Origin of the sequence: Candidatus Kosakonia sp. 282A-S69 (assembly GCF_029433855.1) — a bacterium.
Lineage (GTDB): Bacteria > Pseudomonadota > Gammaproteobacteria > Enterobacterales > Enterobacteriaceae > Kosakonia > Kosakonia cowanii_A.
On sequence record NZ_JAROAU010000001.1, the window covers coordinates 1,022,239 to 1,047,200 of the forward strand.

Below are 24,962 nucleotides of genomic sequence, written 5' to 3' on the forward strand. Positions count from 1 at the left end.
ATCCGGCCTACGGGCGGGGAGCCGCTGAAACCCCATTGCCGGATGGCGGCTACGCCTAATCCGGCCTACGGGCGGGGAGCCGCTGAAACCCCATTGCCGGATGGCGGCTACGCCTTATCCGGCCTACGGGTGAGAAGCCGCTGAAACAGCGTAGGCCGGATAAGCGTTTACGCGCCATCCGGCAAAACCCTCATATCACGCGAACGGGTGCTGCAAAATCACTTCACTCTCTCCTCTGTTAGCCTGCACCTGCGTGGCGACATCATCGTGCCCTTTTTCATACCGCGGCGGGGTGATCGCCGGGTAAACAAAGCTCCCTACCTCGCTGCACTGCTCCGGGTCTTCATCGCCGGCATAAAAGAGGTAGTACTGGTTTGAATCCGGGAAGTAGGCGAGGCTGTCGCCGTTGCGAAAGGTGGTGCTCCAGAAGGGCACGCCCGCTTTGGTATGCGCCCTCTCTTTGCCCGCGGCGATTTGGAAGTGGTCGCCCCACTTCATGGTCGTCAGGCTGTAGGCGAAAAAGGAGACGGTCAGCGCGCCGCGCGTCGGGCAGTTCAGCCTCACCGCATCGTCGGCGCGGGCGGTGGCAATAAACATCAATAGCAGGAAGAGGGTGTATTTCATGGCAGCAGATCCGGCATAACGCAAAGTATGAGGGTAAAGCATCGCCGCGTATAAACCCGTAAGAAAACATTTCAGAAAAAGATAAAGAGAATCAGAATGTTAAGAAAAGGATGTATTTGTTGAAACCGTATAGGTTTTGTTGAGCTAAACATGATAATAATTATCAAAAGTATAAAATTCTCATTACCATCAGGACACCTCTTTCATGCATGGAAAAATCCGCAGTACGCTTCTTCTCGGTGCGCTTCTCGCGCTGCCCGTTCTCGCCCAGGCCACGCAGTATCCCCTGACGGTGACCGATTTTAGCGGCCGCAAAGTGACGCTCGAACATGAACCGCAGCGCGTCATTTTGCAGGATGGTCGCGATATCATGACCCTCGCGTTGCTGGATCGCGACAACCCGTTTAAGCGGCTGGTAGCGTGGAACAATCTGGCGAAAAAGCAGGATATTGAAAGCTGGAAGATGCTGAAAACCCGCTGGCCGGAAGCGGCAACCATTCTCGATATGGGCTTTAGCGACAAAGGGAATGTCGAACTCGAAAGCGTGCTGGCAAAGCAGCCGGATCTGATGATTGCCCAGCTGCGCGCAAAACCGTCGCTGACGGACAGTGGCGTGCTCGACAAGCTGACGGCGCTGAAAATCCCGGTCGTGTTTGTCGATTACAATGTGAACCCGGCTAAAGATACCGCGCCGAGCATCGACCTGCTGGGCAAAGTGCTTAACCGCGAAAGCAACGCTGAAGCCTATACCACCTACTATCGCCAGCATCAGCAGGCGATTACGCAGAAAACTGCCGCCATCACGCCGAAGCCGAAAGTGTTTGTCGAAGCGCTGGCGGGCAGAGCCGACAGCTGCTGCTTTACCCACGGCCACAGCGGCTGGGGCGGCCTGGTGGAAGCGGTTGGCGCAACCAACCTCGGCTCCGAGCTGCTGCCGGGCGCAACCGGTTTTATCTCCCTTGAGAAGCTCATCAGCGCCAACCCGGATGTCTATATCATGACCGGCTCAAAACGCGGCAACGGCCAGGTATTGCCGCTCGGCCTCAATGCCTCGCAGGAGGAGGTGAACAAGCAGGCGCAACTGCTGCTGAGCCGCACCGGCGTCAGCCAGATCCCGGCGGTGGCGCAGAAGCACGTGTATGGTATCTATCACCACTTCTATAACCACCCCTACAACATCGTTGGCATGGAGTATCTGGCGAAGGATATCTATCCGCAGGCGTTTGCCGATCTCGATCCCGATGCAACTTACCACCACATCATCAAAAACTTCACCAAATTGCCGGATGACGGCTTTGTTTATAGCTGGCAACAGGGCAAATAAACAGCATGAGTATCACTCTTGATGCGGGCGCGTTGATGGACAACTACCGCGCGATAGTCCGCCGTCGCGTTGGCCTGCTGGCACTGCTGGCGGGGTTGATTATCGCCTCAATGCTGCTCGATTTTACCCTCGGCCCCTCCGGGCTGTCGCTCAATGTGCTGTGGCAGACTTTGCTTCATCCGCAGAGTATGGATGCCGGGACGCGGGTGATTGTCTGGGATATCCGCATGCCCTACGCGCTGATGGCGATTGTCGTCGGCTTAACGCTGGGGCTTGCGGGTGCCGAGATGCAGACCATCCTCAATAACCCGCTCGCCAGCCCGTTTACACTCGGTGTCTCCTCGGCGGCGGCCTTTGGCGCGGCGCTGGCGATTGTGCTCGGCATCGGCATTCCCGGTATACCCGCCCAGTGGTTTATCTCGGCTAACGCCTTTATCTTCGCGCTGCTGGCGGCGCTGATGCTGGATGGCATTACCCGCTGGACGCAGGTGGCGACCTCCGGCGTGGTGCTGTTTGGTATTGCGCTGGTCTTCACCTTTAATGCGCTGGTGTCGATGCTGCAATTTATCGCCAATGAGGATACGTTGCAGGGGCTGGTGTTCTGGACGATGGGCAGCATTGCCCGCGCCTCGTGGGATAAGCTCGGCATTCTGCTGCTCGCACTGTTGGTGATCATGCCGCTGTCGCTGCTCAGCTCGTGGAAGCTCACCTCGTTGCGTCTGGGTGAAGATCGCGCCATCAGCTTCGGTATCAACGTGCGCCGCCTGCGGCTGACGACGCTGCTGCGCATCAGTATTTTATCGGCGCTGTCGGTGGCGTTTGTCGGGCCGATTGGCTTTATCGGCCTTGTCGCCCCGCACATTGCGCGCATGCTGTTTGGCGAAGATCACCGCTTCTATCTTCCTGGCAGTGCGTTGACTGGCGCGCTGGTGCTGTCGCTGGCGTCGATTGTCTCCAAGAACCTGATTGATGGCGTCATCATCCCGGTTGGCATCGTCACCTCGCTGGTCGGTGTGCCGTTCTTTATCACCATTATTGTGCGTCACCGGGGGAGTGTATGAGCCCGCAGTCCGGCCTATCCCTGCGCGGGTTTAGCGCGGGCTACCATAAACAGCCGATTATTGAGGATCTGGCGATCGACACTCTGCCGCGTGGCAAAGTGACGATTCTGCTCGGGCCTAACGGCAGCGGGAAATCGACGCTGCTGCGCGCAATGGCCGGGCTGAATAAAGCCCAGGGGGAACTGTGCCTGGATGGTGAGGATCTGCTCACGCAGCCCTTCGCCAGACGCGCCGAACAGGTGGTTTACCTGCCACAGTCGCTGCCGGCGGGCGTGCATCTGCATGTGCTGGAGTCGATCATCGTGGCGCAGCGCGCGTCGGGCGGGCTGCACAGCGCCGAGCAGCAGGCGCAGGTGATGGCACTGTTGCGCCAGCTGGGTATTGAGCACCTGGCGCTGCACTATCTCGATCAGCTCTCCGGCGGGCAGAAACAGCTGGTCGGTCTGGCGCAGTCGCTGATCCGCCAGCCCTCACTGCTGCTGCTTGATGAGCCGCTCAGCGCGCTGGATCTTAACTATCAATTTCATGTGATGGATCTGGTGAAGCGCGAAACCGAACGCCGCAATATCGTCACCGTCGTGGTCGTGCACGATATCAATATCGCGCTGCGCCACGGTGACCATGTGCTGATCCTGAAAAAGGGCCAGCTGGTGGCCGAGGGCGATCCGGGCGAGGTGATCACCCCGCACACCCTGGCTGAGGTGTACGGTGTGCGCGGGAGGGTTGAACCCTGCTCGCAGGGGATGAAACAGGTAATTATTGACGGTTTAAGCTGAGCGTAAGCCGCCGCATCGCCAGCTCACCAGCGCTGATGCGGGTTCTGCGCGTAGCGGCGCAGAACGTCAGCGTAGGGGGCTGTGCGGGCGTCGGGATTTTGCACAATGGACTCCAGCAGCAGGGCGAGCGCGGCGTCGTGTTCGCCCAGATTGTGCAGGCAGAGCGCATAAAAGGGCGGCACTTCGGTCGCCTGTGGCCAGCGGGCGATAATCTCCTCAAACTGCGCTTTTGCCTGCGGGTATCTCCCGAGGCAGCGCCAGGTTGAGGCGAGACCAAAGCGCGCTTCAAACTCATCTTCATCATCAAGCCCGGCCTCAATGGCCGCCAGATAATACCCTTCGGCATCGCGTTCGCGGCCTTCGTTATCAAACGACCAGGCGATATTAAGTAACGCCTGCGCGCGCAGCGCCGGTTCATCGGCAAGCGCCTTTAAGGTCTCGCGACTCTTCTCATGCTCGCCCGCTTTACGCAGCGCAATGGCTGCCTGCAACCTGCTTTCCATCGGCCTCTCCTTAAACATGTAGAGGCTATGTTATAAGCGAGGCGGCAGGCAGCCACAAGGTTAGCGCGCGCTGACCCGCCAGATGGTGTTACCGGCATCGTCGGCAATCAGGACGCCGCCCTGCTTATCCATCGCCAGGCCAACCGGAAGGCCACGCACCTGCTTCTCATCGTCGGTAAGAAAACCGCTTACCACCGGCTGCGGTTGCCCGACCGGCTTGCCGTTTTCAAACTTCACCCATACCACCTGATAACCGTTAAGTGGCTTACGGTTCCAGCTGCCGTGCTCGCTGACAAACGCGCCGCCGCGGTATTGCGGCATATTGTCGCCGGTGTAGAAGAGCAGGCCAAGCGGGGCGACGTGGGAGCTGAGCGCGTAATCAGGCTTGATCGCCTGCTTCACCAGATCCGGGCGCGGCGGCTGAACGCGCTCGTCCACATGCTGCCCGAAGTAGCTGTAGGGCCAGCCGTAGAAACCTTTCTCCTGCACCGAGGTCATGTAATCGGGCACCAGATCGGAGCCAATTTCGTCACGTTCGTTGACGATAGCCCACAATGCGCCGCTCTCTGGCTCCCACTGCAACCCTGTCGGGTTACGCAGGCCGCTGGCGAAGATGCGGCTCGCCCCGGTTGCGGCATCCACCTCCAGCACCGCCGCACGGCGGTATTCGGCGCCGATGCCGTTCTCGGTGATGTTGCTGTTGGAGCCAACGCCGACATAGAGTTTGCTGCCATCGGGGCTGGCGAGCAGGGATTTGGTCCAGTGGTGGTTAATCGGCCCGCCCGGCAGTTCCGTTACCACTTCGCCCGGCGCGGTGATGGTCGTTTGTCCTTTCTGATAGGGGAATTTCACCAGGCTGTCGGCATTAGCCACCCACAGGGTTTTGCCGATCAGCTGAATACCGAACGGCGAGTGCAGGTTTTCAATAAAGGTGTGCTTATGCCATTTGCCGTCGACATTACGCAGCAGGGTGATGCGATTCCCACCGGGGCCGCCTTTGCCGGAGGCTTTCTGCACTACGCCCATGATGAGCTGTTTCGGGCGCGTGGTCGGCTTCGCCGGGCCGTTGGCTTCCGCCACCAGCACATCGTTATTCGGCAGAACATAGACCTGACGCGGGTGTTGCAGGCCATCGGCGACTTTCTCTATCTTCAGCCCCTGGGCCACTTTTGGCATCTCTCCCTCTTTCCACGCTACCCCTTCCGGCACCTGCATCGGCGGCATCAGGAAGTTTTGCGCTTTCGGCAGCTCAGGGTTTGGCCCCACTTGCTTCGCGGGATCGAGGCTGGCGCCCTGATCGCAGCCGGCCAGCAGCGCGGTGAGCGTAAAGGCGAGGAGTGTTTTGCGGTGAATTCTCATGCGATCACTCCTTTTCGGGTGCGAAGGGCAAGCTGAACGTTAGCAATCAGTAGTAGTGCCACCACGGCGGTGGAGAGGATCACCCCCAGCGGCACCACGGCGTAGGCGTCCCGGCTGTGAACAAAGGCGTTGAAAATCGCCAGCACAATGGCAACCAGCCAGAGCCAGAAGTGGATCTTCACCGCCGCCGTTGCCAGCGGGCGTTGAGTGATCCACACCTGCATCAGATTGATCAGCCGCGGCACAATTGCCAGCACCAGCCCGATGGCGATAAGCCAGCTTGCCGCGTCGGTCCACATAATCTGAAAGGATTTGAGATAGAGAATATCGAAGATCCACGCGGCGGTGAAAAAGCCGAGCGGCAGGGGGTTTAACAGTTCATAGAGCGCAATGGCGACCCGCGATGGTCCGGAGGTAGTTTGCATTGGTCTTCCTTAGTGAACGGGGGATCGGGACGTGACCCTGACTCAAGCCACAGAACGTGCCTGATAAAGGGTAGACAAAATAATGTGAAACGGCGGTTTGTTAGCAGCCTTGTGCGCCATAACGCATTCTGCACAGTTATAAGTTTCGTCGCGGAAATATTCACTTTACATTGAGTTATTGATAATGATAATCGGTCTCAAATTGTTTCTTATTATTCTTATTTGATGTTGTTACGGATGATCTTCGCCCGTGCGGCGGGATATTACATTGAGGGTTGTTTGCATGCGATTTTCCCCTTTATACGGCGCGCTTACTCTGGTCATCGCGTCGCCGCTTTATGCGCAGGATGCGACAAGCAGTGAAGAAGATGTGGTTGTAACGGCTACGCGCACCGACGGCTCGCGCAATGACTCCCCGCAGGTGATCAAAGTGATCACTGAAAAGGAGATTGCCCAGCAGCGCCAGCTCACCTCTGATACTTCGCAGATCTTAAGCAACCTGCTGCCGTCGTTTTCGCCGTCGCGGCAGAAGATGTCCGGCAGCGGCGAGACGCTGCGCGGGCGCACGCCGCTGGTGATGATTGACGGTATTCCGCAATCCAACCCGCTGCGCCCGACCGGGCGTGAAATGCACACCGTCGATGCCTCAATGATTGAGCGCATTGAGGTGATCAAAGGGGCCAATACCAGTAACGGCGTGGGCGCGACCGGCGGGGTGATTAACATCATCACCAAACGCGCAAAACCGGGCACGGCCAACCAGCACTTCAGCATCGAAACCACCACGCCGACCTCTGAGCTTAATCACGACACGCTGGCCTACAAAACCAACTACAGCATCAATGGCAGCGAGGAGTATCTCGACTACCTCTTCGCCCTCAGCTATGAAGATCAGGGGCTGTTCAAAGATGCGAATAATCACGCCATTGGCGTCGATAACACGCAGGGCGATTTGATGGATTCCCGCGCATGGGATCTGCTGGCGAAAGTGGGGTACTGGCTCGATAACGACCAGCGCGTGCAGTTAAGCCTCAACCGCTACCGGCTGAAAAATAAGGATAACTATCTCAGCGTCACCGGCGATCGCGACGCGGGCAGATTAACCACCTCACGTAAAGGCACGCCGGAAGGCACTGCGCCGCATAACGATGTCTGGACCGTAGGCACCACCTACGATAACTACAACCTCGCCGGCATGAAGCTGACTGCGCTGGCCTACTATCAGCGCTACGAAGCGCTGTTTGGCGCCACCAACTCCGCTTCCTTCCAGGACCCGGCGATTGCGCCGATCGGCACGCTCTACGATCAGAGCCGCGCCTATACCGATAAGTACGGCAGCAAAATCGCCCTGACGAAAGATGATATCTGGGACGATCGCATTAAGGCGACGGTGGGCTTCGACACGCTGTTTGATAACTCGAAACAGGATCTCTGGGGCACCGGGCGCACCTATGTGCCGGAGATCAACTACACCGATCTCTCGCCCTTCCTGCAACTGGAGTACGCGCCGATTGAATCGGTCAAACTGAGCGGCGGGATGCGCTACGAATATGCGCGCCTGAAGATCGACAGTTACCAGACGGTGTGGGCCAACGATCGCGTCACGGTTGAAGGCGGTACGCCGTCGTTTGATGAAACCCTCTACAACGCCGGGATTGTCTGGACGCCGGTGACGCCGCTGAGCCTGTTTGCCAGCTACAGCGAAGGCTTTACCGTGCCGGATGTGGGCCGCGTTCTGCGCGGTATCGACACGCCGGGCGTGAAGCTGAGCGACTACACCAGCCTGCAACCGATCATTACTAAAAACAGCGAAGTGGGTTTCCGCATCCAGCAGGCACCGTTCGATTTTGAGGCCAGCTACTACAAGTCGACCTCCAAACTGGGCAGCCGCGTTGAGTTGCAAAACGACGCTTTTGTCGCGCGGCGTGAAAAGACCGAGATCGATGGCGTTGAAGTGAGCGCGGGCTACGCGCCGAATGCTGACCACAAGCTGAACCTGGCGTGGTCGCACATGCGCGGTCGCTACGACAGTGACGGTAACGGCAGCCTCGATGCCAAACTCGACGGCCTCAATATCGCCCCGGATCGCATCATCGCCAGCTGGTCAGCGAACTGGAACGCTGAACTGAGCACTTTCTTGCAGGCTAACTGGGCGCTGAGTAAAAAATTTGACGACGAGGAGAAGGATTTCTCCGGCTATGCGATTGTCGATGCGGCGGTCGGCTACAAGCTGCCTTACGGTCAGCTAAGTCTTGGCATCTCCAACCTGCTCAACAAGCAGTATGTCACCTACTATTCGCAAAGCGCCTCGGTCGATCCGGATCGCTACTTCGCCGGGCGGGGCCGCACGGCCACACTCGGATACAGCCTCAACTTCTGATGGTCACCGCTCCCCTTGCGGGAGCGGCAGCGTAACGGATGAATAGCCTGAATATCTCACTTTCACGACGGCGCGGCCTGCAAGCGATGCTGCTTTATGGCATCGCCCCCGGCCTGTTTGCCGCACCGTCAGCTTTGCCGCGCGCCGTTTCACTCTTTCAGGGGGCGACGGACAGCCTGGCCGCCCTCGGCGTAACGCCCTGCGGCATGGTTGAATCCTGGGCGGAAAAACCGGTCTACCGCTACCTGCGCCCGCGCTTCTTGCATGTGCCGCAGCTCGGGCTGGAGACGCAGCCGCAACTGGAAAAGATGGTGCTACTGAAGCCCGATATCATCTTCGCCTCGCGTTTTCGCCACCAGGATGTCGCACCGCTGATGATGAAAATCGCCCCGGTGGCGCTGCTCGACGATGTCTTTGAGTTCAAAAAAACCCTCAGCGTGGTTGGCGCCAGGCTCGGCCTTGAACAGCGCGCCAGCGCGCTGCTGCGCCAGTGGCAGAGCCGTGTAACGGCCCTGCGCGTGCGCATTGAGCACCATTTTGCCGTGCCGCCGACGGTGTCGGTTATCGAGGTGCGTCCGGATCATATACGCAGCTACGTCGCCGCCAGTTTTCCCGGCTCGGTAATGAGCGAACTGGGTTTTGGCTGGAACAGCGCGGCGCAACAGGCGCGCAGCTCCTCGCTGCGCTTCTCAGGCTTTGAGAATATTCCGCTGCTCGATGCCGATCTCTTCTTCATTTTACTGCGCACCGAGAGCGCGGCCATCATGCGCCAGTACCAGGCGCTGACCACGCACCCGCTCTGGCAGCAGCTGCGGGCGGTGAAGGCGCAGCGGCTCTGGACGGTGGACAGCGTGCCGTGGAGTTTGTCCGGCGGCATTCTTGGCGCTAATCACATGCTTGATGATGTCGACGCCGCGCTGCGCGAGGAGGGGGCATGAAGGGGCGCTTTCTGCTCTGCTTTTTGCTGCTGCTGGTGATGGCGGCGCTCAGCGTAATGGTCGGCACGCAGTTCTACTCGCCTGGCGAGATTGCCCGCGCGCTGTGGCAGCCGGATGCCACCCACGCACGTGATGTGATTATTCACACCTCGCGCTTACCGCGCACGCTGCTGGCGGCGGGGGTGGGTGCCTTCCTCGCCGTCGCGGGGGCGTTGATGCAGGCGCTGACGCGCAACCCGCTCGCCTCGCCGGGGCTGTTTGGCGTCAATGCGGGCGCGGCGCTACTGATTGTGCTGGCGGGCGCGTTGTTCAGCGTTGGCAACGCGTGGGTAACTCTGCTGCTGGCGTTTACCGGCGCGTGCCTCACCGGTTCACTGGTGTGGTTTGCCAGCCAGAGAAGCAGCGGTCAGCTTAACCCGCTGCGGCTGGTGCTGGCGGGGGTGGCGATCACCGCGCTGTGTAACGCCTTTACCCAGGCGATTCTGGTGATGGATCAGGAGAGCCTCGACACCATGCTCTTCTGGCTGGCGGGAAGCCTGGCGGGCAACGATCTCGCGCATCTCTACCCGATGCTGCTGCCGGGCGGGCTGCTGCTGATTATCGCCATGCTCTGCGGCGGGCAGATGGGGGTACTCAACGCGGGGGAAGAGATTGCCCGCGGGCTGGGGCAGAACATTATGCGCGTGCGCCTGCTGGCCAGCGTGCTGGTGGTCGGGCTGGCGGGCTGCGCGGTGGCGCTGGCGGGCAATATCGGCTTTGTCGGGCTGATTGTGCCGCACATCGCCCGGCAACTTTTCGGCAGTGATGTACGCACCCTGCTTCCTGCCTGCGCGCTGCTGGGCGCGTTGCTGCTGCTGGCGGCGGATCTCGCCGCGCGGGTGGTGATCCTGCCGCAGGAGGTACCGGTCGGGGTGATGACCGCGCTGCTCGGTGCACCCTTTTTTATCCTGCTGGCGCAGCGCCGGGGGCAGCATGCCGGATAGCGCACTCTTTCGCTGCGGCGCGTTTGCCCGGCTCTACTCGCGCCGCCAGGTGCTGATCATGGCGAGTTGCTCGCTGCTTACCGCGTTGCTTGCGCTGGTGGCGCTGAGCGTCGGCGATGTACCGATCCCGCTGCTGCACACCCTTCGCTTACTGGTGCTAACAGATAACAGCGCCGGGCATTTTATTCTGCATGAGTTGCGTCTGCCGCGCGTGGCGCTGGCACTACTGGCGGGCGGCGGGCTGGGGCTTGCCGGGTTGATTTTACAAACCCTCGTGCGCAATCCGCTCGCCTCGCCGGACACCCTTGGCGTCACCTCGGGCGCCAGCGCCGGTGCGCTACTGTGGCTCACCCTCTTTAGCCTGCGTCACGGCAGCGCGGGCATGCCGTATGCCGCGATGGGCGGCGCAGCCTGCGCCGTTGGGCTGATCTTTCTCTTAAGCGCGCGCCGTGGGTTAACGCCGCTGCGCATGATCCTCACCGGTGTCGGCGTTTCGGCACTGGCGGGCGCGGTGGTGACGCTGATCCTCGTCTTCAGCCCGCTGACCACCACCTTTTCCGCGTGGGTGTGGCTGAGCGGCAGCGTCTATGCCGCCAGCTGGCCGAAGGTGCTGCACTTGCTCGCTTTCTATCTGTGGGCGCTGCCGCTGCTGGTCGTTTTGCTGCGCTACCTGAAGGCGCTGCAGCTTGAGGATGCGCTGGCAACCGGGCTGGGCGTCCGGGTAAATGCCATTCGCCTCCTGCTGTTGCTGGCCTGCGTGGCGCTCTCTGGCAGCGCGGTGGCGCAGGTCGGGGCGATGGCCTTTGTCGGGCTGGTGGCCCCCCATCTTGCCCGGCTGGTGGTGGCGCAGGGCATCTTCAGCCAGGCGTATGTCGCGACGTGCAGCGGCGGCAGCATGGTGGTGGTGGCCGATCTGCTGGCGCGCACGCTGTTTCGCCCCGCCGATCTGCCTGCCGGGATCTTTGTCGCGCTGGCCGGCGCGCCGCTCTTTCTTTGGCTGTTAATAAGGCAGCGTTCGTAAGCAATGGGGAAATTGTGTCTCTGATAACGGAAAAACTGAGCGTCAGCTATGCGCAGCGGCAGGTAATCGACGCACTCGATTTAACCCTGCCGGCGGGCAAAGTCTCGGTGCTGATTGGCAGCAACGGCTGCGGGAAAAGCTCGCTACTGAAAGCGATGGCGCGCCTGCTGACGCCGCAATCTGGCGCGGTCACGCTCGACGGGATGGATATTCATGCCAGTTCCAGCACAAAAGTGGCGCGCAAGCTGGCGATTCTGCCGCAAACGCCGGTGGCACCCGAAGGCATCACCGTACGCCAGCTGGTGAGCCTTGGGCGTTTTCCCTATCAAAACTGGCTGCGACAGTGGTCAACTGAGGATGATTTCCATGTTGATGAGGCGCTGCGCTTAACCGCGACGACAACCTTGCAGCATCGCCCGGTCGACGCTCTCTCCGGCGGCCAGCGTCAGCGGGTATGGATTGCGATGACATTAGCGCAGGCCACCGACACCCTGCTGCTCGATGAGCCGACCACCTGGCTCGATCTGGCTCACCAGATCGAGATCCTTGAGCTGCTGCGCGATCTCAACCGGCGGCAGGGCAAAACCATCATTATGGTGCTGCACGATCTCAATCTCGCCTGCCGCTACGCCGATCATCTGGTCGCCATCCGCGCAGGGCAGGTAGTTGCCGAGGGCGCGCCGCAGCAGATCATGACCGAAGCGCTGGTCAGCCACGTCTTTAACCTGCGCTGTCGCATCATTGACAATCCCTTTTTCCATACGCCGATGTGCATTCCCTTTCCCGGTGATCGCCATGCTGAACCCTGATGAACTTGCTTACCTGCGTAAGGCGTTTCGCCTGCGCGCGCTGGAAGAGGCCGATGCGCGCAGCGTGGTGAGTAGCGAGATGCTGGAACCCCGCATCTGCGCCGACCTGCTCGATACGATTATGCCGCTGATGGGTGCGCCGGATCGCGCCATCGCCGCGTCGCTGCTGGCCAAGCGGCTGTCGTTTCTGCTGACCGGAAATGTGCTCTATGCCATGAGCGTGTTTGATAAAGGGCTGCATCTCTCCCTCGACGCCAGCCGTCTGGAGTATGCCCATGACAACGGCCTGTGGACCTCGTCATTGCCTGCGGCGCTCACCATTACCGGCTATGCGCCCGGCGCACGGGAGGCGTGGCGCGAAAAGGTGGTTGGCGGGCTGTTTCGCGACGTTATCGCGCCGCTCTGGCACTCTCTTTCAGCGGTAAGCGGAGTGCCAGCCCACATCCTCTGGGAGAACTGCGCGGTGCGCGTCTACTCGCTCTATGAAGGGCGCATGGAGGGGCTTAACAAAGCGCAGGCCGCGCGTCAGCAGGCGGATTTCGCCTGGCTGATTGCTGAGGCCGACCCGGCGCTGTTCGGCCTGAACGCGAACCCGCTTAAGCGTTTTCGCCGCCCGGCACAGCGCAATGGCGCAGGCGAGGCCGTGCGCTTTCGCCGCACCTGCTGTTTCTATTACAAAGCATCTCAGCCGGTGGAGTATTGCCGCAACTGCCCGCTCTGCCGGGTTAAGTAGGTGACAGCATGTGCATCGGTGATTATGGTAGGGCTTCCTGATACATCGCCGACGGTTATGCCGTGAAACAGACATTCGTACTCGATTTTTCCCACCGCGCATTGATCCCTTACGCCCATGACTACCGGCACGGGGAGCATGAACCGTGGCATACGCATCCCTGCGACCAGTTGATCCACACGCTGAGCGGCGTCATCCGCGTCGAGACGGCGCAGGGGATCTGGATTGTGCCGCCCGGGCGCGGCGTGTGGATCCCGGCGCAGGTCGTGCACACGCTGTTTATTGAGGGCGATGTGCAGGCGCGCGGGGTGTTTGTCGAGCCGCTGGCGAGAGCCGATCTGCCGGTGGTGTGCCAGGTGGTGCGCGTCAACGATCTGCTGCGCGCCCTGATGGTCGAGGCGCTGCGGCTGGATGCGAGCTACCAGCCCGGCAGCCGCGCGGAGCGCATCTATGAGCTGATTCTGGATGAGATCCGGTTGATGAATACGCTGCCGTTTTGCCTGCCGGAGCCCACTTCGGCGCGCTTAAAGCCTTTGTGCGACGCAATACGGCAAATACCGACGCAGGCGTGGACGCTGGAGTACGCTGCGCAGCAGGTGAACATGAGCGGGCGCACGCTCGCGCGCCACTTCTACCAGCAGACCGGATTGCAGTTTAGCGAATGGGTACGCCGCGCGCGGTTGCTGATCGCCCTGACACGGCTGGCGAACGGCGAGCCGGTGACGCAGGTGGCGCTGGAGTGCGGCTATGCCACCCCCAGCGCCTTTAGCGCCATGTTTCGCCGGGTGATGGGGGTGTCCCCCGGCGACTATTTTACGCAGTGATAAAAGGTTGCGCGGCGTTAAGCACTGCCTGTAGTGACGCGCGGGTAATATCGCTGTCAATACTGACGCCCCATGCGCGCTCGCCGCGCGCGTTGGCGCAGCAGACATAGGCCACCGAGCGGCTGTCGCTGTGTTTGCCGAGCGTATGTTCGTGGTAGCTCTCAATATTGATCTCCACGCGCAGGCTGCGGCAGAGCGCGGTTAACGCCGCCGAGAGAAAACCGTTGCCCGTCGCATCCAGCTTCAGCGTCTCGTTATGCCAGCGGATTTCTGCCTGCAGGGTGGTGCGCTGCCCCGGCTGGTTGGTACAGACATACTCAATCAACGTTAGCGGCGGCTGATCCACCAGGCCATAGGTCTGGCGAAACAGGTTCCAGATCGCCATTTGCGACATCTCTTTGCCTGCGCTGTCCGCCGCCTGCTGTACAAGCCCGCTGAACGCTTGCTGAAGTTTACGCGGCAAAGAGAGGCCGTGGTTCTGCTCCAGCAGCCAGGCCGCGCCGCTCTTGCCCGACTGGCTGTTCACGCGGATAACCGCTTCGTAGCTACAGCCGATATCCGCCGGGTCGAGCGGCAGATAGGGCACCTGCCAGATCGCTTCAGGGCGCGTTTGCCGCACGGCGAATCCTTTCTTAATCGCATCCTGATGCGAGCCGGAAAAGGCGGTAAAGACCAGCTCTCCGGCGTAGGGGTGGCGTGGCGCAACCGGCAGCTGGTTACACTCTTCGACCACCTCCACCACCTTTTTCATCTGGCTGAACTCAAGGCCCGGCGCAATGCCCTGGGTGTAGAGATTAAGCGCCAGCGTCACCAGATCGGCATTACCGGTGCGCTCGCCGTTGCCGAACAGGCAGCCTTCAACCCGCTCTGCGCCTGCCAGCAGCGCCAGCTCGGCGCTGGCGATGCCGGTGCCGCGATCGTTATGGGTATGCACGCTGATGCACACCTGCTCACGGCGCGAGAAGTGGCGGCAGAAGTGCTCAATCTGGTCGGCATAGACATTGGGCATGCTCACTTCAACGGTGGCCGGCAGGTTGATAATCATTGGCCTGGTGGCGTCCGGCTGCCAGACATCGGCCACCGCTTCGCAAATCGCCAGCGCGAACTCCGCTTCGGTGAAGCAGAAGGTCTCCGGCGAATACTGGAACACCCACTGCGTTTCTGGTGCGGCTTCGCACTGCGTGCGGATTTGCCGCGCCGCGTTGACCGCCAGCGTGACGATCTCCTCTTTGCTCTGGCGAAAAACCTGCTCGCGGAACACCGGCGCGGTGGCGTTGTAGAGGTGCACGGTCGCGCGGTGCGCGCCCTGCAAGGATTCAAAGGTGCGGCGAATCAGATCTTCCCGCGCCTGGGTTAACACTTGAATGGTGACATCCGCAGGGATGCGCTGCTCTTCGATCAGCTGGCGCACAAAGTTAAAGTCTGTTTGCGAAGCGGAGGGGAAGGCGACCTCAATCTCCTTAAAACCACACTCCAGCAGTAAATCCCAGAATTTCAGTTTGCGCGCCGCATCCATTGGCTCGGCGAGGGCCTGGTTGCCGTCGCGTAAATCCGTCGACAACCAGCGCGGCGCGTGGGTCAAAGTCTTATCCGGCCAGCGGCGATCGCGCAGCGGCAGCGGGGCATGAGGGTGATATTTTTCAGCAGGGTTAGTTAACATTTTTGGCTCTCCGCAGGGTGGGCTTTTAGTTTCCACACCGCAGCAGATGCACGCGCCCGCGCAGCTGACAACCTGTTGCGTAAAAGTGACAACCCGCAGGGAAAGGGATGCCCGATGGCGCTGCGCTTATCGGGCCTACGGGGAGCGTTGGTCGGATAAGGCCTGCGCATTGCCCGATGGCGCTCTGCTTATCGGGCCTACGGGGAGCGTTGGTCGGATAAGGCCTGCACATTGCCCGATGGCGCTCTGCTTATCGGGCCTACGGGAGGCGTTGGTCGGATAAGGCCTGCACATTGCCCGATGGCGCTCTGCTTATCGGGCCTACGGGAGGCGTATGTTGGATAAGTGCGTATGTCGGATAAGTGCGTAGGCCGGATAAGGCGTCAGCCGCCATCCGGCAATAACGCGCACTTACGCCTGCACCCGGCCGCCCACCACAGGCGGTGTCTGCGGCGCATTGACACCGCCGACATGGCGATACTTATCCAGCAGATGGATTTGAATGCGGCGCAGCGTATCGCCATTGAGTTTGTAGAAGCGAAAGTAGACCAGCAGCGAGATAAGGAAGAAGCAGGCGGGAAGCGCCAGCATAATCAGCTGCATGCCCATCAGGGTGCTGGCGGACTGCGCCACGTTCGGCACATAACCTATCACCCCGAGCACCACGGCGATAAACCAGGCCGCAAAGGCCGCGCCCGCTTTCACCACCAGCGTCTGCACCGAGTAGGCAATGCTCTCGCAGCGCACATTGAGCTTGTATTCGCCGTAATCGACGGTGTCGGCCACCATAATCACCTGCAACACCCAGAAGAAGGCTTTGCCGATGCTGAACAGCACGCCCGCCAGCAAAATTATCCACGCGTAGGTCTGCCCCAGCAGCGCCATCCACAGCAGCACGCCGCCGCTGACAATGGGCAGCACCGACGCCCCCGCCCAGAGTACGCGGCGTGAGAAGCGTTTTACCAGCTTCGGGAAAAGCATCAGGATCAGCAGGTTCGCGACGCCCGCATAGGACATGTAGTAGGGGAAAAGATCAATATCGCCAATCACATAGGTGAAGTAGTAGATCGCAAAGCCTTCGATGACGTTGGCGGCGGTGTTGTAGGCCAGCGCCATCACCAGCAGGCAGGCGAGCTGATCGTTTTTAATGATCAGTTGCAGCATCGCTTTCAGGTTCATCGGCGCGCTCTGTTCGCCGCCCTGCTTATCCGAGGAGTAAACCTCATGAACATTGCGCAGGGTGATGAGGGTCGAGAGGATAAAGAAGGCGATCAGCACCAGCGTCAGCATCTGAAAGCCAAACCCGCGATCGGCCCCGCCGACAGCGTTAACAAACGGCAGTGCGATCCCTGCGGTGACGAACCCGGCGAGGCTGGCGAAGAAGCGCGGGTAGGGCACCAGCTGTTCACGCTCGCGTTTATCCAGCGTGATGGTCGGCACCAGCGACCAGAAGGGCACATCCATAATTGTGTAGGTGAAGCCCCACAGCAGATAAGTCGCCCACACCCACAGCAGCTGGGTGGTGCCGGTAAAGTGGTGGGCGCTGAAGAGCATATAGAGTACCAGTGAGTTGGTCAGCGTGCCGATTAAGATCCACGGCTTGAACTTGCCCCAGCGTGTGCGGGTGCAGTCGACTATCCAGCCCATGATCGGGTCGGCTAGCGCATCGAGAATGCGCGCCACCAGAAAGAGCGTGCCGACCATGCCGACCGACAGGCCGACAATATCGGTGTAGTAATACATCAAATACATGTAGACGATACCGATCGCAAAATCCTTTCCAAACGCGCCAAATCCGTAGCTGAGCTTTGTTGTCATTGAAATACTCATAGGGTACCGATTGCCTCTTTCAGTGTCGGAAGGGGGGCAAAACCGCCGGGCGTGCGGCCCGGCTTATGCGTTAGCGATGCAGCCAGCCGGGCAGCCAGTCGCCGTGGCTGGCGATCAGGTCATCCACCAGGGCATAGATTTCGTCGATACCGAGCACCGCTGCGGTGTGCGGGTCCATCAGCGCGGCGTAGTAGACATAATCCCGGTTCTCGGTCAGCACCGCTTCGGTGAGCAGCGTCTGCACATTGATGTTGGTCTGCATCATCGCCGCTAAATGGGCGGGCAGCTTACCGGCTTTGGTCGGCTGAATGCCGTTGGCATCGACCAGGCAGGGCACTTCGACGCAGCACCCTTCCGGCAGGTTGTCGATCAGGCCATCGTTGCGCACATTGCCATAGATAACGCTCGGCTCACCGGTCCAGATGGCGTTCATGATGGTGCTGGCATATTCCCGCGAGGCTTTCACCTCAATGCGATCGGCGGTTTTATACTCCGCCAGCTCCTTCTGCCAGGTTTCGAGTTGCTCGACGCAGCGTTTCGGGTACTCATCCAGCGGCACCTGGTAGCGTTCAAGTAGATCCTCGCGCCCCGGCTTGATAAACCACGGCGTATATTCGGCGAAGTGCTCCGAGGATTCGGTGACGAAGTAGCCGAGCTTTTTGAACATCTCATAACGCACAATGTTCTGGCAGCGCGGGTTGCCGTGCATGTTCGGCTTTGGCGCGCGCTTGTCGGCCCAGGCCTGTAACAGTTCGGGGTAGAGGCTGACATAGCTGCCGTCCGGCTGCTTTTTCTCCAGCGACAGGTAAAAGGCCATATGGTTGATCCCGGCGCAGCGGTAGCGCAACAAGGCCGGGTCGAGATCGAGATCGCGCGCCAGCTCCTCCGCCGTGCCCTGCACCGAGTGGCAGAGCCCAACCTGCTTGATATGGGGGAAACGGGCATAGATCGCCCAGGTGTTCATCGCCATCGGGTTGACGTAGTTCAGCAGCGTAGCGTTCGGGCAAACCTCGGTCATATCCTCACAAATCTGCCACAGGTGAGGAATGGTGCGCAGGGCGCGCATAATGCCGCCGGGGCCGAGGGTGTCGGCGATGGTCTGCTCAAGACCGTGGCGTTTACACACCTCAAAATCGGTGACGGTGCAGGGTTCGTAACCGCCAATCTGGAAGGCGACGACCACAAAGTCGGCCTCTTTTAACGCCGTTTTTTGATCCGTATGGCAACTGATGTTCCCGCAAGCGCCGACTGAATCCATCAGTTTGCGCACCACGATGTGCGACTCCTCAAGGCGCGTGGCGTCAATATCCATCAGCGCTACCTGCGCGTTTTTCAACGCCGGGCGCTGGAACACATCGCCGAGAATGTTTTTAACAAACACCGTGGAACCGGCGCCGATAAAGGTGATTTTTGGTGCAGACATGAGCCTTTCTCCCTGATGTGGTTGTACCTTCTGAGCGTGGCACGCCAGGCCTGTGCCATCTGCCTTCTTCCCGGCGGGAGATTCCCGAAAACTCAGATCGCGTAATGCGCCGCGCGCGATCTGAGTTTCCGGGAGAAAATGGGCGCTTAAGCAGAGTTAATGGCAACGCCTTTCACTAAACTAAAGCAGGTGAGGGCGCGGTGAAGCGCGAAAGTGATAATGCGGGAAGGATCGATGGCAAAAGAACTTATCAGAGCAGATATGTGCAGCGGGGATGAGAAAACCACGCGCGGCCCGCTGTCGCTCTACTCCGAATATCAGCGTATGGAGATTGAGCTGCGCGCGCCGCTGGCGATGCCTGCCAGCCACTGGCACGGCCAGGTGGAAGTGAACGTGCCGTTTGATGGTGACGTCGAGTATCTGATCAATAACGAAGTGGTGCGTATCAAACAAGGCTATATCACCCTGTTCTGGGCCTGTACCCCGCACCAGTTGACCCGCCCCGGCGACTGTACGCAGATGGCGATTTTTAACCTGCCGATGCACCTGTTTCTCTCCTGGCCGCTGGATCGTGAACTGATCAACCACGTCACCCACGGCATGGTGATTAAATCCCTCGCCGCCCAGCAATTGAGCGCGTTTGAAGTGCAGCGCTGGCAGAATGAACTCAACAGCGACAACGAGCAGCTACGTCAGCTGGCGATTGACGAAATAGCCCTGATGCTCAAACGCTTTAGCCTCTCCGGCTGGCAGCCAATACTCGTGAATAAAACCTCGCGCACCCATAAAAACAGCGTTTCGCGCCATGCGCAGTTTTACGTCAGCCAGATGCTGGAGTTTATTGCCGTCAATTACGACCAGGTGCTGACGATTAACGCTATCGCCGAGCATGTGAAGCTCAATCCCAACTATGCGATGGGTATTTTTCAGCGCGTGATGCAGCTGACCATGAAGCAGTACATCACCGCCATGCGTATCAACCATGTCCGCGCTCTGTTGAGCGATACCGATAAAACGATTCTTGATATCGCGCTCACCGCCGGGTTCGGCTCCAGCAGCCGCTTTTACAGCACTTTTCAGAAGTATGTCGGCATGCCGCCGCAGAGATACCGCAAGCTCAGCCAGCTACGACGCCAGCAGCATGCGGGGTAAAAAGGTGTTTATCCCCACCAGGGGATATTGAAGGGAATATCCCCCGGTGGGGATAAAGTGGCGGGTCTGCCATATATGCGCATTGCCCGATGGCGCTGCGCTTATCGGGCCTACAACCAGGCCGGAATTATGTTGGGCATCATCCGGCGGGGAATTACGTAGGCCGGATAAGGCGCGAGCCGCCATCCGGCGCATTGCCCGATGGCGCTGCGCTTATCGGGCCTACAACCAGGCCGGAATTATGTTGGGCGCCATCCGGTGGGGAATTACGTAGGCCGGATAAGGCGTTAGCCGCCATCCGGCAATGGCTTTCAGGTTACAGCTTAAAGGCGTTCACATCATTCAACAGCTTGCCCGCCTGGTGGCTGAGGGAGTTGGCGGCGGTGGCCATCTCTTCCACCATCGCGGCGTTCTGCTGCAGGTTGCCTTCCATCTGGCTGACTGCGACATTGACCTGTTCAATGCCGTAGCTCTGCTCGGTGGAGGAGTGATTCACCTGGTTTATCAGCACCGTGGTTTCATCCACCGCGCCGAGGGCATCGTTCATGCGCGTGGTAACATTGGCCGCGTAATTCACCCCCTGGCTGACATTCTTAATCGCTTCATCAATCAGACCACGAATATCGCGCGCCGCAACGGATGAGCGCTGGGAGAGTGAACGCACTTCGCCTGCCACCACCGCAAACCCTTTCCCCTGCTCACCCGCGCGGGCGGCTTCAACCGCGGCGTTCAGTGCCAGGATGTTGGTCTGGAAGGCGATGCCGTCAATGATGTCTGTAATTTCCGAAATCTTTGCAGAAGAGGCCGAAATATCATCGATCGATTTTTGCAGCGAACTTAGCTCACGGTGGCTCTCATTGACCATTGTCTGCACGCGGCCAATGTAGGTATTCGCCTCTTTGGCGTTATCCATATTGTGTTTCACCGTGACAGACAGCTCATTCATGCTGGCTGCGGTCTGCTCGAGCGACGACGCCTGCGATTCTGTGCGCGAAGAGAGGTCATCATTGCTTTTGGCGATCTCGCTGGCGGCGGTGTCCACTTCGTTACTGGCATCTTTTACGCTGGCTAACACATGGCGGATTTTATCCATCAGCGCGTTAAAACTGGTCGCCGTCGCGCCAAGCTCATCGTTATTATTCAGCGCCACTTTATGGGTTAAATCGAGGGAGTGGCTGATTAATCCCATGCTCTCCTGCAAACTTTTTAAGCCTTTACTTAAGTAGCGCAGAATAGCCGAGGCGAAGACCGCAACCAGAGCAACCAGAAAAACAATTGTGCCAATCAGCAGCCAGAAGGTATTGATATATTGCGTATGGTTATTTTCAGCATACTCTTTCGCAATGCTGTAATTATGCGCCAGCATCTCTTTTAAACTGGCACTTAATGCCACCGAAGCATTAGCGGTTACGCCGCCGTCAGAGACCATTTGTCGTGCCGCTTCAATCCCCTGGGTATGATAAGCGTTTGCCATGGCTTCAGTTTTTTGCACGTAATCATCAAAAATATCACGGGTCTTTTTCAGTAGCTGACCGTCAACCTTATCGCTGACTAAATTAGTCTGGTAATTTTCCAGTATCTGGCGGGTTTTATCTAACTGCACCCTTGCCTGTGCCATATGGTTATTAAATACGGCTTCATCACGCACCAGCAGCGACATCAGGATCTGCCGTCTTGCCTCTTCGCGATACTGCACAGCTTCGCTCAGCCTGCTAATGCTGGGCAGGCTATTTTTTACTACATAATCAAAGCGCGTTTGCGCATTATCTAATGCCCTAATGCTTAATCCACCCAGCACAAGCATGGCAATAAAGGTGATGGCAAAAACAATAATTAATTTTCTTAAAATAGTCATAACGGCCTCAGGTGCGATCCATATCCAACGTGGATGCTATTTTTATCGGCGACTAAAGTGAAACCTTCAGCCAGAACATTATAAAAAGAGAGGTCTTTTAAACCTTTTTTGATCTGGACACGGATTGTGGGGAAATAGTGATGAAATACAAAGGCTAATAAGGGTAGGTGAGCGGACTGCTAATGCTTTATATAATATATTTCGTCTGTTTTAATGATAATCTCTGAATATATTGTACATTCTTGTTCTTTATTAGCTTAAGAGTTTAGTATGCGTAAACACTTATTGATGAATAGTTAATAATAAAGCTGATAAATCACAATAGCGCCTGAATAGACTACCGCCCAAAGAATTGGGCAGTAGGAAAAAACTTCTGTTTTATATCCAACGCTTAGCAAGGAACCTGACGCAAACGACGCCTGATTTTGTTTCCTTGAGCATCTTTGTAGCGCTCCGGCCAAATGGCATCGGGAGCAAGATCGAGAGCATGAGCGATGATGTATTCTCCCTTCGGCCAGGGGCGGTACAACGTGTTCGCTAGCGTTGATGAGGACAGCCCTGCCGCGCGAGACAACGCCGCCAGGCTCATCCCGCGCTTCTTAAGCGCGGCGAGAATGTCAGCATGGTGCCAGTTTTGATGTTCCATAGTGTTCTCCTTACACGTGGTTGTTATGTACTCAATTATCCTATTTTGGGATAAAATGGCAATGGGTAGATATTCGATTTCAGGATATTTTTTAAGGGATCGAATTTATGGCATCTGTCTACTCAGACGAGTACCAACGCGTTATCACGGCACTTAAGCAAGCGCGTAAAGCGCGGGGCATCACGCAAGTGCAGCTTGCTGAGGCGCTCGGGCGACCACAATCCTTTATCGCCAAGATCGAAAGCGGCGAGAGGAGGCTGGATGTGGTGGAGTTTGTGCATCTGGCGAGGTTGGTGGGCGTTGCCCTCGAAGATATAGTGAAAATATTAAATTAGTATAAACCACACTTGAAGATTCTTTTTACAATAAAATCCAAAAACAGTGACCTTTGTTTAAAATATGAAAAATAAAAAATGCTAAATTAGATTGGTCTTATATAATTTTAATATTGTTAGAAAGCGCAATTAATAGTACCTAAGGGTAGGAGCTTTTTTACGTTGGGGCTAAGGTGATTACTGATGAATAACTTAGTTAATAATAAATCAAACCCATTTGGCGACACTACAGCAGAAAATGACACGGTCATGCTAAATTCTGCATTTGTAGAAACTGCTGATTTTAGAACACTCATTGAATCAGATGATCGTACTGTTGTAGTCGGTAGGCGAGGAACGGGAAAAAGTGCTCTTTTTATACACTTGCAAGAACATTGGAGAAAAGATAAAAAAATATTAGTGTTAACCTTTTCTCCAGATGATACTCAAATAATTGGTTTTCGCTCAGTACTTAAACCCTTTACATCATCATTTAACCTGGCTAGAGCCGCTACGAAATTACTTTGGCGGTATGCTATGCTAGTCGAAGTGGCGAATTATATATCATCTCACTATAAATTATCATCGCAGTTATCTCATGATCCATTAATTAAAATTCATTTGGATAGATGGAATTCAGTAAAAGGTGATATTTTAAGAAAGTGTAGAGTTATTGCAAAGGAATTTCTATCTGAAAGTGATCCTGAAGAATCAATTGGAGATCTACAGTTCAATCTAAATATTTCTGAAATTGAAAGCAAAGTATTGAGTGTTTTAGAAAAGGCCGATAGGAGTGTGGTTATTTTATTGGATAAGCTTGATGAAGCTTATGAGCCTGATAATATAGGAGTAGGAATTATTGCAGGTCTTGCATATGCGTCTATCGAACTTAATCAAAAATCAAAATATATCAGACCTATTATATTTCTTAGGGATAATATTTTTAGAGCATTAGCAAAAGAAGATCCCGATTACTCTAGAAATATAGAAGGGCAAGTTATCCGACTTCATTGGGACTGGGCTCAATTGCTCATGCTTACAGCTAAAAGAATGAAAGTGGCTTTCGCGCTCGACATTGAAAAAGATCAGCGCGTTTGGGATCGATGTACAGCAGATGATTTGAAAGGACGTAACGGCTTTAAAAAATGTTTGCAATTTACGCTTTATAGACCAAGAGACTTATTGTCTTTATTGAATGAATCATTTTTTTCGGCATTTAGAGAAAATCGTTCAACAATAATTAATAATGATTTGGAATATGCGGCAAAATCTATTTCTATGGCTAGGCTAGATGATTTGTGGAAAGAGTACCAAAAAATATATCCCTCAATCCAACTCATTTCAGGTCTTTTTAGAAATATTGAGCCTGAGTTAACTGTCTATTCATGCTTAAGGAAAATTGAGGGCGCTAAAGAACAAATAGAGGATGGTGATGACCCCAAAATATTATCGGAATATAATCTTTTGAAGCCTACGGGGCTTTTACAAAGTCTATACAGTATTGGCTTTATAGGAATATATGATAAGAATTCAGCTTCGTTTTCATTTTGCCATGATGGACGAACCCCAGATAAAGGATTTGAAAATGCAGATCGTTTACTAATCCATCCTTGCTATTGGTTAGGCTTAAATTTGAATCGAAATGCATTGACTCCTGAAGAGGCTGAAGAAATAAATGATGAGTATGATATTAATGTAATATCAGAAAACTCAGCGATCAGAAATCAAAAGATTGGTCAGATAGTATCTCATTTAGACCAAATCCCCATAGGGAATGAAGGGGCAAATGAATTTGAGCAATGGTGTTTAGATGCTTTGAGGATCGTGTTTGCGTCACATTTAACTGATCTGAAAATTCATCCAAATGGTAATGCTGTTCAACGAAGGGATATAGTAGGCACGAATGGAGCTAAAACGGATTTTTGGAAAAGAGTGCTTGAAGATTATAAATCTCGGCAAGTAGTATTCGACGCTAAAAATTTTTACGAATTGGGACCTAGTGAATACAGACAGGTTCAATCTTATCTGACCGGACCATACGGTAAACTTGGATTCATCGTTAATAGAGAGGACGATGAAACTCTTAAACAAGGGAAGGATTTAGATTGGACGAGAGAGATGCATCAATCTCATGGCGCTTTGATAATTAAACTACCCGCAAAATTTATATCTAAGTTGTTGCAAAAACTTAGAAGTCCGGAAAAACATGATGCAATAGACGTTCAAATGGGAAAACTTTTAACCGTCTATGAAACGTCCTATATGTCTATAAAGACAACCACAAAACGACGAAAAAAATAATTTATATTTTTATAATTTCAA

General features: G+C 56.4%; 22 protein-coding genes. 13 read left to right on the forward strand and 9 right to left on the reverse strand.

Annotation, left to right across the window (positions count from 1 at the left end):
- Positions 1-195 precede the first annotated feature (195 nt).
- Positions 196-624, reverse strand: a complete 429-nt coding sequence (locus tag PU683_RS04480; protein ID WP_277170333.1) for a hypothetical protein — start codon at positions 622-624, stop codon at positions 196-198.
- Positions 625-829: 205 nt separating this feature from the next.
- Here PU683_RS04480 and PU683_RS04485 point away from each other — a divergent pair, with 205 nt between their 5' ends.
- Genes PU683_RS04485 through PU683_RS04495 form a run of 3 tightly spaced genes read left to right on the forward strand, consistent with a single transcriptional unit; the run spans position 830 to position 3,785 of the window.
- Entirely contained in the window at positions 830-1,948 is a 1,119-nt protein-coding gene (locus PU683_RS04485) for an ABC transporter substrate-binding protein (RefSeq protein ID WP_277170334.1), read from the forward strand.
- A 32-nt stretch (positions 1,949-1,980) separates the two neighbouring features.
- Positions 1,981-3,009: a FecCD family ABC transporter permease gene (locus PU683_RS04490; RefSeq protein ID WP_277170492.1), complete on the forward strand. Its 1,029-nt coding sequence runs from the start codon at positions 1,981-1,983 to the stop codon at positions 3,007-3,009.
- Positions 3,006-3,785, forward strand: a complete 780-nt coding sequence (locus PU683_RS04495) for an ABC transporter ATP-binding protein (RefSeq protein ID WP_277170337.1) — start codon at positions 3,006-3,008, stop codon at positions 3,783-3,785. Before PU683_RS04490 ends, PU683_RS04495 begins: the two co-directional genes overlap by 4 nt.
- 23 nt (positions 3,786-3,808) lie before the next feature.
- On the opposite strand, the gene PU683_RS04500 is transcribed toward PU683_RS04495, so the two are convergent.
- Genes PU683_RS04500 through PU683_RS04510 form a run of 3 tightly spaced genes read right to left on the reverse strand, consistent with a single transcriptional unit; the run spans position 3,809 to position 6,072 of the window.
- Positions 3,809-4,288, reverse strand: a complete 480-nt coding sequence (locus PU683_RS04500) for a tetratricopeptide repeat protein (protein WP_277170339.1) — start codon at positions 4,286-4,288, stop codon at positions 3,809-3,811.
- A 60-nt stretch (positions 4,289-4,348) separates the two neighbouring features.
- Entirely contained in the window at positions 4,349-5,647 is a 1,299-nt protein-coding gene (locus tag PU683_RS04505; protein ID WP_277170340.1) for a PQQ-dependent sugar dehydrogenase, read from the reverse strand.
- The gene (locus PU683_RS04510) at positions 5,644-6,072 is read right to left on the reverse strand and encodes a DUF2231 domain-containing protein (RefSeq protein ID WP_277170341.1); all 429 of its coding nucleotides are present in this window, start codon (positions 6,070-6,072) and stop codon (positions 5,644-5,646) included. The genes PU683_RS04505 and PU683_RS04510 overlap by 4 nt, the downstream gene beginning before the upstream one ends.
- Before the next feature lie 283 nt (positions 6,073-6,355).
- On the opposite strand from PU683_RS04510, the gene PU683_RS04515 reads away from it, so the two are divergent.
- The 7 genes from PU683_RS04515 to PU683_RS04545 all read left to right on the forward strand — a co-directional run bounded on the left by PU683_RS04515 (position 6,356) and on the right by PU683_RS04545 (position 13,760).
- Entirely contained in the window at positions 6,356-8,452 is a 2,097-nt protein-coding gene (locus tag PU683_RS04515; RefSeq protein ID WP_277170342.1) for a TonB-dependent receptor, read from the forward strand.
- A gap of 38 nt (positions 8,453-8,490) precedes the next feature.
- A complete protein-coding gene (locus tag PU683_RS04520; RefSeq protein WP_277170343.1) occupies positions 8,491-9,390 on the forward strand; it encodes an ABC transporter substrate-binding protein in 900 nt (299 codons plus the stop codon).
- Complete coding sequence (locus PU683_RS04525; protein WP_277170344.1) at positions 9,387-10,373, forward strand: FecCD family ABC transporter permease; 987 nt, start codon at positions 9,387-9,389, stop codon at positions 10,371-10,373. Before PU683_RS04520 ends, PU683_RS04525 begins: the two co-directional genes overlap by 4 nt.
- Positions 10,363-11,394 carry a FecCD family ABC transporter permease gene (locus PU683_RS04530; protein ID WP_277170346.1) on the forward strand — a complete coding sequence of 344 codons (1,032 nt, stop codon included), beginning with the start codon at positions 10,363-10,365 and terminating at the stop codon, positions 11,392-11,394. The genes PU683_RS04525 and PU683_RS04530 overlap by 11 nt, the downstream gene beginning before the upstream one ends.
- A gap of 11 nt (positions 11,395-11,405) precedes the next feature.
- Complete coding sequence (locus PU683_RS04535) at positions 11,406-12,203, forward strand: ABC transporter ATP-binding protein (protein ID WP_277170493.1); 798 nt, start codon at positions 11,406-11,408, stop codon at positions 12,201-12,203.
- Positions 12,190-12,936, forward strand: a complete 747-nt coding sequence (locus tag PU683_RS04540) for an IucA/IucC family C-terminal-domain containing protein (RefSeq protein WP_277170347.1) — start codon at positions 12,190-12,192, stop codon at positions 12,934-12,936. Before PU683_RS04535 ends, PU683_RS04540 begins: the two co-directional genes overlap by 14 nt.
- A 62-nt stretch (positions 12,937-12,998) precedes the next feature.
- A complete protein-coding gene (locus PU683_RS04545) occupies positions 12,999-13,760 on the forward strand; it encodes an AraC family transcriptional regulator (RefSeq protein ID WP_277170348.1) in 762 nt (253 codons plus the stop codon).
- Here PU683_RS04545 and leuA read toward each other — a convergent pair.
- The 3 genes from leuA to melA form a co-directional block, all read right to left on the reverse strand.
- Positions 13,750-15,420 (reverse strand): 2-isopropylmalate synthase, encoded by a 1,671-nt coding sequence (gene leuA / locus PU683_RS04550; protein WP_277170349.1) that lies wholly within the window; start codon positions 15,418-15,420, stop codon positions 13,750-13,752. The two genes, PU683_RS04545 and leuA, sit on opposite strands and share 11 nt — an antisense overlap.
- Before the next feature lie 411 nt (positions 15,421-15,831).
- On the reverse strand, positions 15,832-17,250 hold the full coding sequence (gene melB, locus PU683_RS04555; protein WP_277170350.1) for a melibiose:sodium transporter MelB: 1,419 nt from the start codon (positions 17,248-17,250) through the stop codon (positions 15,832-15,834).
- A gap of 70 nt (positions 17,251-17,320) precedes the next feature.
- Complete coding sequence (melA, locus tag PU683_RS04560; RefSeq protein ID WP_277170351.1) at positions 17,321-18,673, reverse strand: alpha-glucosidase/alpha-galactosidase; 1,353 nt, start codon at positions 18,671-18,673, stop codon at positions 17,321-17,323.
- Positions 18,674-18,907: 234 nt separating this feature from the next.
- Between melA and melR the strand changes: the two genes are divergently transcribed.
- Positions 18,908-19,825: a transcriptional regulator MelR gene (gene melR, locus PU683_RS04565; protein WP_277170354.1), complete on the forward strand. Its 918-nt coding sequence runs from the start codon at positions 18,908-18,910 to the stop codon at positions 19,823-19,825.
- Positions 19,826-20,141: 316 nt separating this feature from the next.
- On the opposite strand, the gene PU683_RS04570 is transcribed toward melR, so the two are convergent.
- Complete coding sequence (locus PU683_RS04570; protein WP_277170356.1) at positions 20,142-21,680, reverse strand: methyl-accepting chemotaxis protein; 1,539 nt, start codon at positions 21,678-21,680, stop codon at positions 20,142-20,144.
- Positions 21,681-22,071: 391 nt separating this feature from the next.
- Positions 22,072-22,326: a helix-turn-helix domain-containing protein gene (locus PU683_RS04575; protein ID WP_277170358.1), complete on the reverse strand. Its 255-nt coding sequence runs from the start codon at positions 22,324-22,326 to the stop codon at positions 22,072-22,074.
- Positions 22,327-22,433: 107 nt separating this feature from the next.
- Between PU683_RS04575 and PU683_RS04580 the strand changes: the two genes are divergently transcribed.
- Both PU683_RS04580 and PU683_RS04585 read left to right on the forward strand, forming a co-directional pair.
- Positions 22,434-22,661: a helix-turn-helix domain-containing protein gene (locus PU683_RS04580; RefSeq protein ID WP_277170360.1), complete on the forward strand. Its 228-nt coding sequence runs from the start codon at positions 22,434-22,436 to the stop codon at positions 22,659-22,661.
- 183 nt (positions 22,662-22,844) lie between these two features.
- Positions 22,845-24,941: a P-loop ATPase, Sll1717 family gene (locus tag PU683_RS04585; protein ID WP_277170362.1), complete on the forward strand. Its 2,097-nt coding sequence runs from the start codon at positions 22,845-22,847 to the stop codon at positions 24,939-24,941.
- Positions 24,942-24,962 lie beyond the last annotated feature (21 nt).

Excerpts from the sequence above, each read along its gene's own strand:
- PU683_RS04520 (WP_277170343.1), top strand. The coding sequence starts at position 8,491 with ATGAATAGCCTGAATATCTCACTTTCACGACGGCGCGGCCTGCAAGCG.
- PU683_RS04510 (WP_277170341.1), bottom strand. The coding sequence starts at position 6,072 with ATGCAAACTACCTCCGGACCATCGCGGGTCGCCATTGCGCTCTATGAA.
- PU683_RS04505 (WP_277170340.1), bottom strand. The coding sequence starts at position 5,647 with ATGAGAATTCACCGCAAAACACTCCTCGCCTTTACGCTCACCGCGCTG.
- melR (WP_277170354.1), top strand. The coding sequence starts at position 18,908 with ATGGCAAAAGAACTTATCAGAGCAGATATGTGCAGCGGGGATGAGAAA.
- PU683_RS04580 (WP_277170360.1), top strand. The coding sequence starts at position 22,434 with ATGGCATCTGTCTACTCAGACGAGTACCAACGCGTTATCACGGCACTT.
- PU683_RS04495 (WP_277170337.1), top strand. The coding sequence starts at position 3,006 with ATGAGCCCGCAGTCCGGCCTATCCCTGCGCGGGTTTAGCGCGGGCTAC.
- PU683_RS04530 (WP_277170346.1), top strand. The coding sequence starts at position 10,363 with ATGCCGGATAGCGCACTCTTTCGCTGCGGCGCGTTTGCCCGGCTCTAC.
- PU683_RS04540 (WP_277170347.1), top strand. The coding sequence starts at position 12,190 with ATGCTGAACCCTGATGAACTTGCTTACCTGCGTAAGGCGTTTCGCCTG.
- leuA (WP_277170349.1), bottom strand. The coding sequence starts at position 15,420 with ATGTTAACTAACCCTGCTGAAAAATATCACCCTCATGCCCCGCTGCCG.
- PU683_RS04570 (WP_277170356.1), bottom strand. The coding sequence starts at position 21,680 with ATGACTATTTTAAGAAAATTAATTATTGTTTTTGCCATCACCTTTATT.
- PU683_RS04485 (WP_277170334.1), top strand. The coding sequence starts at position 830 with ATGCATGGAAAAATCCGCAGTACGCTTCTTCTCGGTGCGCTTCTCGCG.
- PU683_RS04500 (WP_277170339.1), bottom strand. The coding sequence starts at position 4,288 with ATGGAAAGCAGGTTGCAGGCAGCCATTGCGCTGCGTAAAGCGGGCGAG.
- PU683_RS04515 (WP_277170342.1), top strand. The coding sequence starts at position 6,356 with ATGCGATTTTCCCCTTTATACGGCGCGCTTACTCTGGTCATCGCGTCG.
- PU683_RS04525 (WP_277170344.1), top strand. The coding sequence starts at position 9,387 with ATGAAGGGGCGCTTTCTGCTCTGCTTTTTGCTGCTGCTGGTGATGGCG.
- PU683_RS04575 (WP_277170358.1), bottom strand. The coding sequence starts at position 22,326 with ATGGAACATCAAAACTGGCACCATGCTGACATTCTCGCCGCGCTTAAG.
- melA (WP_277170351.1), bottom strand. The coding sequence starts at position 18,673 with ATGTCTGCACCAAAAATCACCTTTATCGGCGCCGGTTCCACGGTGTTT.
- PU683_RS04585 (WP_277170362.1), top strand. The coding sequence starts at position 22,845 with ATGAATAACTTAGTTAATAATAAATCAAACCCATTTGGCGACACTACA.
- PU683_RS04480 (WP_277170333.1), bottom strand. The coding sequence starts at position 624 with ATGAAATACACCCTCTTCCTGCTATTGATGTTTATTGCCACCGCCCGC.
- melB (WP_277170350.1), bottom strand. The coding sequence starts at position 17,250 with ATGAGTATTTCAATGACAACAAAGCTCAGCTACGGATTTGGCGCGTTT.